Origin of the sequence: Advenella sp. FME57 (assembly GCF_014897675.1) — a bacterium.
GTDB lineage: Bacteria > Pseudomonadota > Gammaproteobacteria > Burkholderiales > Burkholderiaceae_B > Advenella.
Window position 1 is genome coordinate 199,589 of the sequence record NZ_JABUXU010000006.1, and the last position, 16,023, is coordinate 215,611.

The window sequence follows — 16,023 nt, forward strand, 5'->3', positions numbered from 1 at the left end:
CAATTGAATAGCGAAGCAGGACCGAATCAGTCCTTCAGGCTGACATCCCTGAAGTAGTAGGAAGCATCAGGCATCACATGAAAACCCTCAAGCTTTTTGCTGCGGGCCGCTACGGTATCGGCTGTATTCAGGAATACCCAGGGCGCATCCTTATAGATCTGTTCCTGTGCATCTTTGTAGAACTTGGTTTTCGCGGCTTTATCGGTGGTTTTCAAGGCGTCGGCCAGATCCTTGTCGACCTGGGCATTTTTATAATATGCGGCATTATTGAAGGTGGGTGGCCAGGCGTCGCCAGCCAGCAGCGGGCTCAACGCCCAGTTGGCTTCACCAGTAGAAGCCGACCAGCCTGCATAATACATGCGCACCTTGGCGTCTTTCGGATTTTGCACCGTGTCAATCCGCTGAACGCGCTGTCCCGCTTCCAGTGCTTCTACGGATACCTTGACACCCACTTGGCGTAATTGCTGCTGAATAAACTGGATTGCCTTCACCGAAGTACCATCGTTATAGGCGCTCCACAGTGTGGTTTCGAATCCTTGCGGGTAGCCAGCTTCGGCCAGCAGTTCGCGGGCTTTTTTCGGATCATAAGGCCAGGGTTTCATTTTTTGTGAAAACTCGACCTTGCCTGGGACCACACCCTCGGCAACGCGCGCGTAACCGTTAAACACAACCTTGTTCAGGGCTTCTTTATTGATCGCATAATTCATGGCTTGGCGCACTTTCGGATTATCGAAAGGCTTGACCAGATTATTCATGGCGATATAGCGCGCAATAATGGACGGCTCGGCAAGCAAGTCAAGCTTGTCATTTTTCTTCAGGATAGCCGCCTGCTCATAGGGAATCGGGTAGGTAAACTGGGCCTCGCCGGTCTGCATGACCGCTGCACGCGTATTGTTATCGGTCACCACACGGAAATTGATGGAATCGACTTTGGCCAGGTGTTCCTTGTCCCAATAACCGTCGAATTTTTTCATTTTCACATTCTGGCCGGGGTTCCATTCAACAAACATGTACTGTCCGGTGCCGGTAGGATGCAGATTGATCTGCTTGCCATATTTTTTCAGGGCGGTCGGAGAGATCATCATGGCCGACGGATGCGTCAGATTGTTGATGAATGCAGAGAACGGCTCTTTGAGCGTGATTTTCACCGTAGCAGGGTCAATCACCTCGATATTTGCAATGCCCTTGAACTGGTTGTAGCGACCCAGTGCGTTGTCGCGGTTCAGCACGCGCTCGAAATTGACCTTGACCGCTTCTGCATTGAAGTCGGTGCCGTCATGGAACTTTACGTCCTGGCGCAATTTGAATGTATACGTGAGTCCGTCTTCGCTCACCTCAAAACCCGTAGCCAGCAGCGGATGAATCTTGAAATCCAGATCGAACATGAACAGCCCTTCGTACCAGCCCTTGCCAACGGCCTGGGATTGTGTCGAATTGGTGTTATAGGGATCGAGTGAATCAAAACCATAGGGAACTGCGACCGTGACATCTTTGGCCGCCAGTGCGGAGTGGGAAAAGGCCAGGCACGCCATCATGGCCGGGGCCAGCAATGCTCTGCGAAGATAAATAGGTTTCATGAAAATCTCCCTGCGAAGGATAAATGGTTAAACGTCGTTTGAAAAACGAAATAAAAATCAGTAAATACCTACCGAGTGGCGGGCAACAAAATGATCCGCCCCCACCTGCTCGAGCGGCAAGACCACCGGCTCATCGCCAACAGCACGCACCGGACTGGGAATTTCACCTGCCATCAGTGCGGCAAGTTTGTGGCGCCGCGCCGGATCAGCAATGGGAACGGCGGCCATGAGTTTTTGCGTATAGGGATGTTGGGGGTTTTCAAATATTTCACGACGCGACCCCAGTTCAACCACCTGCCCAAGGTACATCACCGCCACGCGATGGCTGATGCGCTCCACCACCGCCATGTCATGTGAAATAAACAAATATGAAATACCAAATTCCTTTTGCAGATCCATCAGCAGATTGACGATCTGCGCCTGGATCGATACATCCAGTGCCGATACCGATTCGTCTGCAATCACCACTTTGGGATTGAGCGCCAGTGCACGTGCAATACAGATACGCTGGCGCTGCCCCCCGGAAAATTCGTGCGGGTAGCGCTGCGCCATGGCCGCCGGCAGGCCAACTTTTTCAAGCAGCCATTCGACACGCTCCAATGCCTCGCGCCCGCTGGCCACCCGATGGATCAGCAGGGGCTCCATAATGGAATATCCCACGGTTTGGCGCGGGTCCAGCGATGCGTATGGATCCTGGAAGATAAACTGGATATCGCGCCGAACTGCCTGCATATCCTGGGTATTGAGCTTGCTGATATCGCGCCCCTGAAACAGGATTTGTCCCGAGTGCGCTTCGATCAGACGCAACAGGGAGCGACCTGTCGTGGACTTGCCGCAACCAGACTCGCCCACAAGGGCCAGCGTTTCTGCCGGATACAGATCGAAGCTGACTTTTTCGACCGCATGCACACGCCTGACAACGCGATTGAAAATGCCGCTGGTCACATCGAACCGCGTCACCAGATCCTTGACCTGCAGGATCGGCCCGGCCTGGCGATCCGGCGCCAGCACCACCGGCTCATGCGGGGTGATGGCTTCATCGGCGCCCGCCTGTTGCAGCGACAGCAGGTCAAAATGAGCAGGCAATGACGTGCCATTCATGGATCCCAGTCGCGGCACGGCTGACAGCAACGCCTTGGTATAGGCATGTTGCGGATCGTGGAAAATGGCCTGAGCGCTGTTTTGTTCGACCTTGTTTCCCTTGAACATGACAAGAACACGATCGGCCACTTCGGCCACCACGCCCATATCGTGCGTAATGAAGATCACGCCCATGTTCATTTCTTTCTGCAGTTCCCGGATCAGTTGCAAAATCTGCGCCTGAATGGTCACATCCAGCGCCGTCGTGGGTTCATCGGCAATCAGCAAGGCCGGTTTACAGGCCAGCGCCATGGCGATCATGACGCGCTGGCGCATACCGCCGGATAACTGATGCGGAAACCGCGCCAGTACGGCACGCGCTTCAGGGATACGCACTTGATCGAGCATGCGCAAGGCTTCTGCCAAGGCTTGCTGCTGGCTAAGCCCTTGATGCAGGCGAATGGATTCTGCAATCTGGTCACCCACCGAAAACACCGGGTTCAGCGACGTCATGGGCTCCTGAAAAATCATGGCCATATCTGCCCCACGAATGGCGCGCAGTTGCGCGCCTGGCAGCCGGGCCAGATCCACCTCCTGTCCCTGGCGGCGGCGAAACAGCATTTGCCCGCTGACGATGCGACCGCCACCATGTTCGACCAGGCGCATGAGCGAGAGCGAGGTCACCGATTTGCCCGAGCCCGATTCGCCCACGATGGCCAGTGTTTCACCCTGGCCCACCGTAAAGGACAAATCCTCAACCGCCTGCACGGTTCTTTCGGATCCGACAAAATTGACACTCAGATTGCGCACATCCAGGACGCAGTCCGGCGCCAGTTTTCCGGTGCCGTTCGTTGGCGCCTTGTCGGCGTTTGCATTAATCACATTTGTATTCACTTACTGTTTTCTCCATACCGCTCACAGTGCCACTCAGGCATCGGGCTAACGATAAATACCGACGACAGGATCCTGGCCGACCCGCAGGTAACCCCGATACATGCCTTCGGAATTGAACGGCAGCGCGACGTTGCCCTGCGCATCGATGGCAATCAGGCCACCCACGCCACCAATAGCCGGCAGCTTGTCGAACACCACGTTATCGGCGGCCTGCGCCAGCGTGCGGCCCGCATATTGCATTTGTGCTGCCACGTCATACGCGGCGACACTGCGAATAAACATTTCACCGGTTCCGGTGCTGGAAACCGCGCAACTGTGATTACTGGCATAGCACCCGGCGCCGATAATGGGCGAGTCGCCAACCCTGCCTGGCTGCTTGTTAGTCATGCCGCCGGTTGAAGTGGCTGCAGCCAGATTGCCGGCCTGATCCAGCGCCACCGCGCCGACGGTACCCAGCTTCTTGTCTTCATCCAGCGGCGCCACCGCATTACCAGGTTGCACCTGCGCCACGGCATCGTGATCCAATACAAAGCTGGCGGCGCCGGTTGCGCGGACCCGGTCAAGCTGCTCGCGGCGCAAGACGGTGCTGAAGTAATCGGGTTCGACCATGTCGAGCCCGGCGGCGGCCGCCAGCGCTTCGGCAGGTTTGCCGCAAAAGAATACGTGATCGCTGGTTTCCATGACAGCTCTTGCCGCCAGTACCGGATTGCGCACGGTCGAGATCGAGGCGACCGAACCGCAGCCCAGCGTCGCGCCGTCCATGATGGCGGCATCCATTTCGTGGGTCGCGGCACTGGTAAATACGGAGCCATGGCCGGCATTGAATAACGGACAATCCTCAAGCAGGCGCACAGCCAGCGTCACGGCATCCAGTGCCGAGCCGCCCTTGTCCAGCAAGGCGCCGCTTTGCGCCAGAATGTCGTTCAATGCCGTCTCGTAGGCCGCTTGCTGCTGCGGTGTAATGGTGTCGCGAGACAGGGCGCCGGCCCCGCCATGAATGGCGATAATGGCAGTTGTCATGCCGAGGTTTCTCCGTGAATGAGCCAGGGGGTGATGGTTTCTGCCACTTCTGTGGCAATTTCAACTGAAAAGGGTGAGCGATAATCCAGGGCCGCCATCAGCGCGTCGATCAGGGCCAGTGCCACCGGATCGCTATTGGTGCCATATACACTGTCGCTGGATGTGTACAGAATGCAATCACAGGCTGGGACGATCGGCGAAGTGGCCTTGTCGGTCAGCCCGAGCACCCTGGCGCCGCGGCCGTGCGCTTTCTGCACGATCTTGACCGTGTCGGCCAAATACCGGGGGAAAGTGAGGGCGATCACAAGGTCATTTTCATCGACCAGCGCCAGCCTGCGGGCCGCATACGTCACCCCGCCAGGGCCGGCAAGGCTGACCACCATGTCGTTGTGCGAAAACAGGCGCCGCTCCAGCAGCCCCGACAGATAGCCGCTGGAGCCCAGGCCCAATATGAAAATACGGCGGGCGGCCAGGATCATGTCGACCGCCTTGTCACAGGTCTCGGCGCTTAAGTTCAGGCGAGTCTTTTCCAGATTGCGCTGCCCCTCCACCAGGACATTGGACATGACTTCCTGATTGGTGGCCGGATACGACTGTTCTTTTTTCAGGCGATTGACCGACTCCAGTACGCCTTCGAAGCCCTTGATAATGTTTTGCCGAAACTGGGCATACCCCGGATAGCCCAGCGCCCGCGCAAAACGGTTGGCGCTGGCGCTGGAAACGCCCGCAGCCTGTGCAAATTCGTCGATCGACATAATGGCGACCTTGAACGGATGTTCGAGCACATAGGCGCCAAGCAAACGCTGGGGTTTGGTCAGCTCTGGCAGCCGTTTGGCCAGTGCCCGTGTAAAGTCGGTTTCAATCATGATTGGCAGAAAGTACGGAGTCCGAATGGGAAAGAACAGCACCTATGACGATGTAAGTAAACTTACTATTTTCATCTTTTATGAAAATATAATTACATTTTATGCTGCTTTATACCATTTTTTTAGGCAGTTTTGCTGCAGCAAGCAATATGAGCTGCAGTGTGCCCCGGCTGGCCGGGTTCATAAACCCGTTTTCTGCGGGCAAAGACACACGATCATGTCATCACCAGGGTCATATACCGATCACCGTTGACGGGTATGGTAAAAACAAGACATGGCGCTGACGGAGCTTTCCCGGCGCCCATGCCACTCCCCGACAATTTCTAAAGTGTGAAGACGCCATGACCGATTCAATCCTGTTCAGTCCCTTCAACCTGGACAGCCTGCAGCTTAAAAACCGTATTATTGTTCCCCCCATGTGCCAGTATTCAGCCATAGACGGCTGCATGCAACCCTGGCATCTGATGCATCTGGGTTCGCTGGCTGTGTCCGGCGCAGCGCTGGTGTTTATTGAGGCCACGAGCGTCGAACAGGCGGGCCGCATCTCGCCGACAGATGTCGGGCTGTGGGATGATGTCACCCAGGAGGCAATCGCGCGCACCCTGCGCGATATCCGCAGCTTTTCCGATACGCCCTTTGCGATTCAGCTGGCGCACGCCGGGCGCAAGGCCTCATGCCGTCAGCCCTGGTTTGGCGGTGGTCAATTGTCGCTGGAAGAAGGCGGCTGGCAAACCTATGGCCCGTCACCCGTGCCTTTTGATCCAAAGGATCGCCCGCCCCAGGAACTGGACCAGGCCGGGCTGACGCGTATTATCAATGCCTTCGTGCAGGCGGCCCGTCGCAGCGTAGACCTGGGCATTGACGCCATCGAGCTGCATGGCGCGCATGGCTATCTGCTGCATGAGTTTTTGTCGCCCCTGTCAAACCAGCGCCAGGACAATTATGGCGGCTCCCTGGAAAACCGCATGCGCTTTGCGCTGGAGGTGTTCCAGGCCGTCTATGAAGAAGTGGCAGGCAAGGTGCCGGTGGGTGTGCGGATTTCGGCCAGTGACTGGGTCGATGGCGGATGGGACGTGCAGCAGAGTATCCGTCTGAGCCAGGCGCTCAAAGAGCGTGGCGCGGCATTCATTCATGTCTCTTCAGGCGGCCTGTCACAGGCGCAGCAGATCAAGAACGAGCCGGGCTATCAGTTGCCATTTGCGCAGGCAATCAAAAATGCCGTCGATGTGCCGGTCATTGGCGTTGGCCTGATTACCGATCCGCAAATGGCCGAGTCGGTGGTGGCCTCGTGCCAGGCAGATCTGGTCGGCGTTGCCCGCGGCATGCTTTATGACGCGCGCTGGCCCTGGCATGCAGCGGCCGAACTGGGAGCACGTATCGATGCTTCGCCCCAATTCTGGCGCAGCCAGCCCTCAAGATTAAAAACACTCTTCACAAATAACATAAGTTAATGCTATTAACTTGTTGTTTTTATGATTAATTTTTTTGATATTCTTTAAAAATACCGGCAAAAGGCTTTTCCTGACGCGGTGAAATTGCGATACTGGAATCCAGAGGTTTTTTCGCGTCGGGTAAGGTATGCAACGTTTCCATATTTCTATTACAACGGTTATAGCAGCCTGCCTGCTGGCAGGCTGCGCAAGCCGCGGCCCGGTGGCCGAGGTGCCCGCTTCCTTTTCAACGCCTGCGCTTGACGCTTCCTATCGCGATCCGGTGCTCGAACAGGCGCTGACCCTGACCGGCACACCCTACCGCTATGGCGGCATGACCCCGGACGGGATGGATTGCAGCGGGTTTGTGCGCTACGTGTTCCAGGAGTCCGCGGACTTTCGCTTTCCACATAACACGGCGATGATCGCCAAATTGACCAAGCCCATTTCCCGAACAGAGCTCAAAAAAGGCGACTTCGTCTTCTTCAATACCTACAAGCCCTATTCGCATATGGGCATTTATATCGGCAACAACGAATTTGTCCACGCGCCATCCAGCCGCAACAATGGCAAGGTCCGGGTCGATTCACTGGACAGCCGCTATTTCGCCAAACGTTTCCTGGGCGCCCGTACGGCATTTCAATGAGTGGCAGGACAAGGGCAATCACGCAGACACCGGCATGCGCACTACGTCATACGGGACCGCTTGACAGCGCACGCGCAATAACAAAGGGGCCGATCCCCACGGTTGGCGATCGGCCTCTTTTCGATCTGCTCTCCTTACTGGCCCGTTTTGCAAGCCATGCAACAGTCGTTACGCCTGGAGCTCTTCTTCGTGCAGCCACGCTGCGTGTTTGGGCGCACGCCGGGTCTTGCTCCATTCTTCCAGCATCTCCCATTTGACCTCATCCAGTTTCCGGTTCATTTCCGGCGTAGCCGTGGGCGCGGCCAGCTCGACACGATGTCCGTTGGGATCCCGGAAATAAATGGACTTGAACAGGACATGATTGGTGATACCCACAACATCAATCCCTTTGGCCTGCAACTTTTCCTTGGTGCGTTCCAGCACCTGCACACTGGGCACTTCGAACGCGATATGCTGAACCCAGTCAGGCGTATTAGCATCAAAGCCCATTTCCGGTGAGTTGGGCAGTTCAAAGAAAGCCAGTATGTTGCCCTGGCCGGCGTCAATGAAAACATGCATGTAGGGATCATTGGCCTTGGTAGAAGGCACGCGATCCTCGGCAATGGCCAGGACAAAATCCATCCCCAGATTTTCCTTGTACCAGAGAACAGTTTGCTTGGCGTCTTTGCAGCGATAGGCTACGTGATGTATTTTCTGAATGTCCATGTCTACCCTCTTTGTCTGATATGCTGAATGAAATATTGCGCGTAAGCGCCGGATCGCAAAACACGGTCTTCGCAAGCGCCTGCGCCACGCTTTGCTAGTCAGGCATGGGTGCATACGCAATATGCACAGATCCCGATGCAGAAGTTCCAATATGCAGGCCCTGATGCGCAGGCCATCAATAATAGTAACTAACGTTACTATTAAATAGTATTTGTTTTCATCCGTCAACTAATAAATACAGCAATCTGTTATTTATTATGGGATTTTTCCTTATTCTATATTTTTATCCCGCCAAGAAAGGCGATGAAAATGAAGTATCATTCGTTATCAATTGAATATTAAACGAGTTTTCCATGATTGATTTGAATGCTTTTTTGCCCTACCAATTTTCGCAGTTGGCCGACGTGGTCAGCCTTTCGGTGGCTACAGTCTACGAAAGTCGGCTGGGCATATCGCGCGACGACTGGCGCGTGCTGGTTGCCGTCAATCAGGCACGGCATATGCGTGCGACCGATATCGCACAACACACTACGCTGGACAAGATGCAGGTGAGCCGGGCCATTGCCCGGCTGGAGAAAAAGGGTTTCTTGTCCCGCACAGCCGATACGGACGATAAGCGACAGCAGATTCTGGTGGTGACGCCTGCCGGCCAGGCGGCCTATCGGGAAGTGTCGCCATTGATGATGGCGCGCAACGATTACCTGTTGCAGGACCTGACACCCACCGAGCGCGAGGTGCTGCAGCGCTATCTGGACCAGGTACTGAACCGGGCCCAGCAATTGGTGGCGCGCGGATAATGCAACGGGTTGCCTCGATACCGGCGCATGGCCGCAGCAACCACCGGGGTGAGGGCATGAACGCAAACGGTCACCCGCGTTGCCAGATCAAGCAACCGCTGCTGCCATGCCTGTTTGGCCAAAAACCATGCGACCAAAACCCCGGCAGTCTCCCCCACAGCCGCTGCGACGACACGCAGCTGAAAACCGGTGTTAGCGAGTGTCCTGCTTTACCCCTGACGGGCTGTGCAAGACGTGTTCGCCCTGCTCGTAGACCACGTTGGAACGACCCACAATCAGCGGGTCAATCTTGCCGATGTGTGCCGAGTCCTTATTGGTGTAATTGAACTGCTGCAGGACATAGCGCATGGCGTTAAGCCGCGCGCGTTTCTTGCAGTTGGACTTGACCACGATCCAGGGCGCGTCGCTGGTGTCGGTATGAAAAAACATCGCTTCCTTGGCACGAGTATAGTCATCCCATTTGTCCAGGGAGGCCATATCGATGGGAGACAGTTTCCACTGTTTGAGCGGATGGTGACGACGTTCCTTGAACCGGCGTTTCTGCTCATCCTGGCTGACCGAGAACCAGAACTTGATGACACTGATGCCGCTGCGAACCAGATTGCGTTCGAACTCCGGCGCCTGGCGCATGAATTCCATGTATTGGGCATCGGTACAGAATCCCATGACCCGCTCAACCCCCGCCCGGTTATACCAGGAACGGTCAAACATGACTATTTCACCACTGGTGGGCAGGTGCTCCACATAGCGCTGGAAGTACCATTGGCCCAGCTCGCGTTCCGTCGGCTTTTGCAACGCAACCACACGGGCTGTCCGCGGATTCAGATGCTCCATGAAGCGCTTGATGGTGCCGCCCTTGCCCGCCGCATCGCGACCTTCGAAGACAATAACGACACGCTGGCCAGTTTCCTTGATCCAGGACTGCAGCTTGAGCAGTTCAACCTGCAGGTCGTATTTCTGAAACTCGTAATTACGGCGCGACATGAGATATTTATAGGGATACCCCCCATCCTGCCAATTGTCCTGCAGCTTGTAGTCCGGATCGGTTTCCGGGTGCCTGAGGTTGTCGACACGAAGTTTTTCCTCACGCAGCAACTGGAGCAGTTCACGACGATCATCGGCCGCCATGCCCTCGAGCAGGAGCTTGGCCCGCTGATTGCGTGCGGCCTTGTCGGTACCGACAAGATCGGCCGTAAAGGCAGCTGCTTCGGCATTGATGCGTGCCCGCTGGCTGTCCATAACGGTATTGTCGCGGGTTTGCGCCGGCGTATCTCCCGACTGGGTATCGCCCGCCGTCACCTCACGTGCGATAAGGTCGGTTTCGGCGTGCTGGCTATTGGATTTACTGCCCTGACGGCTCGTTTGATCTGTAGATTTACGGGTAGCCATTTGACATCCTTGTACTGATAAAAGCGCATTGTAAGATTGCGCCTTCACTCAATCATTAACATTAATTCAGAGGAAGACATTATCATATGCGTATGACAACAATACTGTCGACAGAGAGGCTGTATGATTTTTAATACTTTGACCATTGCCGGTGTAGATCCTTCCGGCGGTGCCGGCATTCTTGCCGACGTCAAGACCATGAGTGCCCTCGGTACTTATGCCTGCGCCGTTGTGGCGGCCCTGACCGCCCAGAATACCAAGGGAGTGAGCGGCGTGCAGCCTGTCGCACCCGAGTTCGTTCGCCAGCAGATTGATACGCTGTTTGACGATGTTCATATCGATTCGGTAAAAATCGGCATGCTGGGCCAGGAGCCGGTGACCCGCATGGTGGCCGAACGCCTGGCTTACTGGATGCCCGACCATATTGTATTGGATCCGGTCATGGTGGCCAAAAGCGGCGATGTGCTGCTGGACAAGCCGGCCATCGCCACGCTGCGTGAAGCACTGATACCGTTATCGACCGTCATTACACCAAACCTGCCCGAAGCAGGCGTGCTGCTGGGCGAACGGGAGGCCGATTCCTTAAAGCAAATGTACAGGGTGGCAGAGCGCCTGCGTAAACTCATGGATCATCACCGCACCGTTTGGGTTATGCTCAAGGGCGGCCATTTGCCAGGCAACGACACCGTCGATCTGCTGACCGACGGAGACCGCATGATCGAGCTGCCCGGCAAACGCGTTGACACGCCCAATACTCATGGCACGGGGTGTACACTGTCGGCGGCCCTGTGTGCGCTGATTCCCGGCACGGGCGATGTGCCGCAGGCAGCCAGGCTGGCCAAGACCTACATCGAGACTGCCATTGCCCGTTCCGGCGAACTAAATGTTGGCCACGGGCACGGGCCCGTCCATCATTTTCATGCCTTATGGTCATGAAACCAGAAGCACCGCGCCAGTTGCGGGTAAAATGAACAAGAAATCCCAATCTCAGGACCACGTTTGATACTCTTCCTATGAATGCTCTGACTTCCCTCGCCGAACAAAGCCGTTTCAACATGATCGAACAGCAGATCCGTCCGTGGCATGTACTGGACCAGGATGTACTGGACGCGCTGTCTGCGATTCCGCGCGAACGGTTTGTACCTATCCGATATCAGAATATGGCCTATTCCGATATCGAAATCCCACTGGAAGTTGAAGGCATCAACAGCTGTGAAACCATGCTGGCGCCTAAAATAGAGGCGCGGCTGGCCCAGGAATTGCGTCTGACGCCAACCGACGGCGTGCTGGAAATCGGCACCGGCTCGGGTTATCAGGCGGCGATTGTCAGTCGCCTGTGCAGCACGGTTGTCAGCGTCGAAATCGATCGCCATATTGCGGCTTTCGGCAAGGCCAACCTGGAGCGCGAGCAGATCGGTAACGTGAAAGTGGAAATCGGCGATGGACGCGCCGGCTGGGGTACCGGCGAGTACAGCGCCATCCTGCTGACCGGATCCATTCCAAACATTCCCGACTCACTGAAGTACCAACTGACCATCGGTGGCCGGCTGGTTGCCATTGTGGGACAGGCGCCAGTCATGACGGCTTTGCGCATTACCCGGGTCAGCGCCGCCGCGTTTGAAACCGAGTCGCTGTTTGACACGTACGCCAAGCCATTGCGCGGCACCACTGTGTCTCATTTCAAATTCTGATTTACCTGAACCCGCATCGGCCCATGCCGGTTGGGGTTCAAAAGCAAAGGCCGTTGCCTCAGACTGACTAGTGCAGTCGCAGGAACGGCCTTTGTGCATGATGATGCGTCTGCCCTAACGCGTGGCGCACGTCATTGATCAACGAAGATCAATAGCGATAAAAATCAATCGCCAATGCAAGCCTTTATTGGCGAGACATAAGCGGAGCATTGGCGCGACCCCTTACTGGGCGGTGGTGCCGCGGATGGCATTGACCAGGGCTGTGGTAGAGCGTTGAAAACGGAAGGGAATGGCAACCGCACGCCCGCCCCAGCTTTGCACCAGAGCGGTTTCCCTGAGTGTGGCCATATCATAATCACCACCCTTGACGATCACATCCGGCCGCAATTGCGCGATCAGCTCGTAAGGGGTATCTTCTTCGAATACGGTCGCTGCAGAAACGCTGGCCAGCGCGGCCAGCATCGCCTGGCGATCCTGCTGCCCATTGAGGGGGCGATCAGGCGCCTTGCCCAGCCGACGCACCGAATCGTCGGTGTTGACTGCAACCACCAGGCTGGCGCCAAGCTGCGCAGCTTCATCCAGGTAGCTGACATGGCCACGATGCAGGATATCGAACACGCCATTGGTAAACACCAGTGGTCGGGGCAATGCCCCATTGCGAACGGCATCAATACACTGCTGGCGGGTCAGAATCTTGCTTTCGAAACGTATGCTCATTACTGCCACTCCAGCAACGTGGCCACCAGCCAAAGTATCAACCCGGCCTGCAGCGTGAGGATCAGCGTCATGACGATAAAGATGCGTTCGCTGCGACGGTGGCTTTTCCCCAACTCAGACAATTCCTTGCGAATGGCCGGCAAACTATCCTGACGCGCCAGTTGGGTATGCACCAGCCTTGGAATTTCCGGCAACAGATGCGACCACTGCGAGGCTTCCTTGCGCACCTGGGCGACAAAAGCACGCGGGCCGATGCGATCCCACATCCAGCGTTCCAGAAACGGTTTGGCCGTTTGCCACAAGTCCAGATCGGGATCAAGCTGCCGCCCCATCCCTTCCACGTTCAACAGGGTTTTCTGCAGAAGGACCAGTTGCGGCTGGATTTCCACATTGAAGCGACGCGAGGTCTGAAATAGTCGCAGCAGCACCTGGCCCAGGGAAATTTCGGACAATTTGCGATCAAAGTAAGGCTCGCACACTGACCGCACGGCAGCCTCAAGCTCTTCTTCCCGCGTATTGGCCGGCACCCAGCCGGACTCAATATGCAACTGCGCCACACGACGATAATCCCGGCGGAAAAACGCCAGAAAATTCTGCGACAGATAGTTCTTGTCAAATTCGGAAAGTGATCCGACGATACCAAAATCAAGCGCGATATAGCGTCCCAGCGTTTCCGGTTGCAGCGAGACAAAAATATTGCCCGGATGCATATCGGCGTGGAAAAAACCGTCTTCAAACACCTGGATAAAGAAAATTTCCACACCGTTGCGAGCCAGCTTCTTGATATCGACACCGGCCACCTGCAGCTTGTCGATCTGGCTGACCGGCACGCCGTGCATGCGCTCCATCGTCATGACAGTCTTGCTGGTGTATTCCCAGATCACTTCGGGCACCATCAGCAAGTCGGCGCGCTTCGGGTTGGATTCGAAGTTGCGACGCAACTGGCTGCAGTTGGCCGCCTCAACCTGCAAATCGAGTTCATCATGCAGGTACTTGTCGAACTCGCTGACCACTTCCCTGGGTCGCAAGCGACGCCCATCTGGCAACAGGCGTTCCACAAAACCGGCAAACAGATTCATGAGCGATAGATCCCGCTCGATGACCGCCAGCATGCCGGGGCGCAGCACCTTGACCGCCACTTCACGACCGTCATGCAGTACGGCAAAATGCACCTGGGCAACAGAGGCCGAAGCCACCGGCTCGGTTTCAAACAGCGCAAACAGTTCGGACGGATGCTTGCCAAACGCCTTCTGGATGCTTTGCATGGCCTGTTCGGACGGAAACGGCGGCACTCGATCCTGCAACGCCGACAGCTCATCGGCAATATCCAGCGGGATAAGATCGCGCCTGGTGGACAGGACCTGACCGAACTTGATGAAGATCGGTCCCAGCGATTCGAGCGCAAGCCGCAAGCGCTCGCCGCGCGGCTGCTCAAAACGGCGACCCAGCCGCACCACTTTGAGCAGGGAACTGGCAATGGGATGCTTCAGGCCACTGAGCACCAACTCATCCAACCCATAGCGCAGGCAGATCAGCAATATGCGCAGCAGGCGCAGGGCTGACATGATCATCGTGCGCTCCTGCGATGTCGAGCGTCAAGCGCCCTGAGCCGGGCATCGAGCTGATCCAGCTGTACGGTCGCAGCGCGCAGGGAGTGCTCCCAGGATTGCAGCGCCGGCTTTCCCAGCACCATGCCGGCCTCTTCAGCAACATATTCGCTCACGTTTTCCGACAGGCGGCCAGCCACGGTGGTGGTGGTCGCAAACGCACGGTGCAGCAGCAAATGAATTTGTCTTGACAGCAAGCCGCCGGTAAACCGGGCCAGTTCGTGTTCGGAATCCCAGCGCAGGTCGCGTGCCAGCTCCGAGACCAATTGCGCCAGGCCAGCGTCCCCTTCCAGATGCAGCAGCGAGGCAAGTTGTGCAGGATCGTGACGATTGCGCAATGCGCCGGGCACATCGCCCAGCCGGCTTTCGGGGATAGACAGCGTGACATCGGCAACAACCGCAGGATCTGCACGCGCCACGCTACCATCGTGCCCAAGGGTAACCCGAAGCACAAGACGGCTGATGCGGATGCATACGGTTTTGCCGGCATGCGCGGCAATACGCGTCTTTGCCCAGGGCTCGCGATCCAGCAGCAGGTTCAGGGCGCGCACAATAGGAATGTTTGGATCAGGTAAGGCGGAGAGCAACATAAAAAATCCGGTAGACCACGCAAGATTCTGAATCCGATAGTGTACCCTTTTCGTGCTGAATCCGACCCGTTTTAAGCTTGTGGGTACTGTCGCGCATGTATCACAGCGGCGCCTTGGGTCAAATCCAGCCTCCGCACCGTGAGCGTTCAGCTATGACAGTCGGGTACTTCCTGATCCAGATAGACGTCAAAGGCCACATCAGTCGCCCACTTTTTACTGAACGCCGCCCATTGCCCTGCCCTGTCCCACTGTTGCATTCGGGCTCGCAGCCATTGCGCTTCACGTGTGTTTTCGGCCGCAACCAGCCAGGTCAGCGTACGGGGCGCATTGGCCAGCTCAAGCGTGGCGGAAAATTTTTTCCATTCGGGATAATGCATCAAAGGTTGCCAGGCCGTCTGGTCAATCAGTCCCAGATCACATTTGCCTTCGCGTACCGCGACCAGCGCATCCGAAGGAACGGCAAAGGGCAGCAAGGTTGCCCCCGCCTGCGTCGCTTCAGCAGCCGCGTGCTCTGCGGTGCGGGCGATGCAAACGGTGCGCCCGGCTAAATCGGCCCGCGAGCGGATTTGCGTGTCGCTGCGGATGACCGCCTTGGGGTACGTGCGATAGCTGGTAGGAACAAGCGTCACACCGCGCCTGTTGGCTGCATCTGCCGGCAGGCTGTAGAGGGCCAGATCGATGCCGCCTTCTGCCAATGCCTTTGCTGCCTGGTCAGGCGCAAGCTGAACCAGCTGTGTCGGCAGATTCAGGGTCGTGGCAAGCGCCTTGACGGCAGGCGTATCAAGCCTGTCTTCGGTCCTGACCTTGGCGCCCGGTGCTGCAGCAGGCGTGACATGGACCACCGCCACGCGCAGGGCGCCTCGGGATACTGCCTGGGGAAATAGGCCGGCGACATCGCTAACAACAGAAGCAGCGGTGGTGGCGGTAGCAGGCATCCATGCCTCGGCACAGGCTAGGAGGAGCACTGCACGCAGGACAGATCGGATGGACAGCAGGGTCATGATGCATCTTCCC

At 56.6% G+C, this 16,023-nt stretch carries 15 protein-coding genes; 5 read left to right on the forward strand and 10 right to left on the reverse strand.

Going from position 1 to position 16,023, the window contains the following annotated elements; all coding sequences use genetic code 11:
- Positions 1-26: 26 nt before the first annotated feature.
- The 4 genes from gsiB to INT32_RS09265 form a co-directional block, all read right to left on the reverse strand.
- Positions 27-1,577, reverse strand: coding sequence for a glutathione ABC transporter substrate-binding protein GsiB (gene gsiB, locus INT32_RS09250; RefSeq protein WP_193088440.1), 1,551 nt, complete (start codon positions 1,575-1,577; stop codon positions 27-29).
- A gap of 57 nt (positions 1,578-1,634) precedes the next feature.
- Positions 1,635-3,491: a dipeptide ABC transporter ATP-binding protein gene (locus tag INT32_RS09255; protein WP_193088497.1), complete on the reverse strand. Its 1,857-nt coding sequence runs from the start codon at positions 3,489-3,491 to the stop codon at positions 1,635-1,637.
- Positions 3,492-3,596: 105 nt separating this feature from the next.
- Entirely contained in the window at positions 3,597-4,571 is a 975-nt protein-coding gene (locus INT32_RS09260) for an isoaspartyl peptidase/L-asparaginase family protein (protein WP_193088441.1), read from the reverse strand.
- A complete protein-coding gene (locus INT32_RS09265; RefSeq protein ID WP_193088442.1) occupies positions 4,568-5,437 on the reverse strand; it encodes a MurR/RpiR family transcriptional regulator in 870 nt (289 codons plus the stop codon). Before INT32_RS09265 ends, INT32_RS09260 begins: the two co-directional genes overlap by 4 nt.
- A gap of 341 nt (positions 5,438-5,778) precedes the next feature.
- On the opposite strand from INT32_RS09265, the gene INT32_RS09270 reads away from it, so the two are divergent.
- Together INT32_RS09270 and INT32_RS09275 are read left to right on the forward strand one after the other, a co-directional pair.
- A complete protein-coding gene (locus INT32_RS09270) occupies positions 5,779-6,888 on the forward strand; it encodes an NADH:flavin oxidoreductase/NADH oxidase (RefSeq protein ID WP_193088443.1) in 1,110 nt (369 codons plus the stop codon).
- A gap of 127 nt (positions 6,889-7,015) precedes the next feature.
- Positions 7,016-7,513 carry a C40 family peptidase gene (locus INT32_RS09275; protein WP_226816818.1) on the forward strand — a complete coding sequence of 166 codons (498 nt, stop codon included), beginning with the start codon at positions 7,016-7,018 and terminating at the stop codon, positions 7,511-7,513.
- A gap of 168 nt (positions 7,514-7,681) precedes the next feature.
- Here the strand turns inward: INT32_RS09275 and INT32_RS09280 are convergent, their stop codons facing one another.
- Positions 7,682-8,218 (reverse strand): VOC family protein, encoded by a 537-nt coding sequence (locus tag INT32_RS09280; protein WP_193088444.1) that lies wholly within the window; start codon positions 8,216-8,218, stop codon positions 7,682-7,684.
- 353 nt (positions 8,219-8,571) lie between these two features.
- Between INT32_RS09280 and INT32_RS09285 the strand changes: the two genes are divergently transcribed.
- The gene (locus INT32_RS09285; protein WP_193088445.1) at positions 8,572-9,015 is read left to right on the forward strand and encodes a MarR family winged helix-turn-helix transcriptional regulator; all 444 of its coding nucleotides are present in this window, start codon (positions 8,572-8,574) and stop codon (positions 9,013-9,015) included.
- Between the two features lie 192 nt (positions 9,016-9,207).
- On the opposite strand, the gene ppk2 is transcribed toward INT32_RS09285, so the two are convergent.
- Positions 9,208-10,404 carry a polyphosphate kinase 2 gene (gene ppk2, locus INT32_RS09290; RefSeq protein ID WP_193088446.1) on the reverse strand — a complete coding sequence of 399 codons (1,197 nt, stop codon included), beginning with the start codon at positions 10,402-10,404 and terminating at the stop codon, positions 9,208-9,210.
- A 123-nt stretch (positions 10,405-10,527) separates the two neighbouring features.
- On the opposite strand from ppk2, the gene thiD reads away from it, so the two are divergent.
- Together thiD and INT32_RS09300 are read left to right on the forward strand one after the other, a co-directional pair.
- Complete coding sequence (thiD, locus tag INT32_RS09295; RefSeq protein ID WP_193088447.1) at positions 10,528-11,340, forward strand: bifunctional hydroxymethylpyrimidine kinase/phosphomethylpyrimidine kinase; 813 nt, start codon at positions 10,528-10,530, stop codon at positions 11,338-11,340.
- 77 nt (positions 11,341-11,417) lie between these two features.
- Positions 11,418-12,095, forward strand: a complete 678-nt coding sequence (locus INT32_RS09300; protein WP_014749414.1) for a protein-L-isoaspartate O-methyltransferase — start codon at positions 11,418-11,420, stop codon at positions 12,093-12,095.
- Positions 12,096-12,317: 222 nt separating this feature from the next.
- On the opposite strand, the gene INT32_RS09305 is transcribed toward INT32_RS09300, so the two are convergent.
- The 4 genes from INT32_RS09305 to INT32_RS09320 form a co-directional block, all read right to left on the reverse strand.
- Positions 12,318-12,812: an adenylyltransferase/cytidyltransferase family protein gene (locus tag INT32_RS09305; RefSeq protein WP_193088448.1), complete on the reverse strand. Its 495-nt coding sequence runs from the start codon at positions 12,810-12,812 to the stop codon at positions 12,318-12,320.
- Entirely contained in the window at positions 12,812-14,383 is a 1,572-nt protein-coding gene (gene ubiB / locus INT32_RS09310; RefSeq protein WP_226816821.1) for a ubiquinone biosynthesis regulatory protein kinase UbiB, read from the reverse strand. Before ubiB ends, INT32_RS09305 begins: the two co-directional genes overlap by 1 nt.
- A complete protein-coding gene (locus INT32_RS09315; protein ID WP_193088449.1) occupies positions 14,380-15,009 on the reverse strand; it encodes an SCP2 domain-containing protein in 630 nt (209 codons plus the stop codon). The genes ubiB and INT32_RS09315 overlap by 4 nt, the downstream gene beginning before the upstream one ends.
- Positions 15,010-15,155: 146 nt before the next feature.
- The gene (locus INT32_RS09320; protein WP_193088450.1) at positions 15,156-16,010 is read right to left on the reverse strand and encodes an ABC transporter substrate-binding protein; all 855 of its coding nucleotides are present in this window, start codon (positions 16,008-16,010) and stop codon (positions 15,156-15,158) included.
- Between the last annotated feature and the right edge of the window lie 13 nt (positions 16,011-16,023).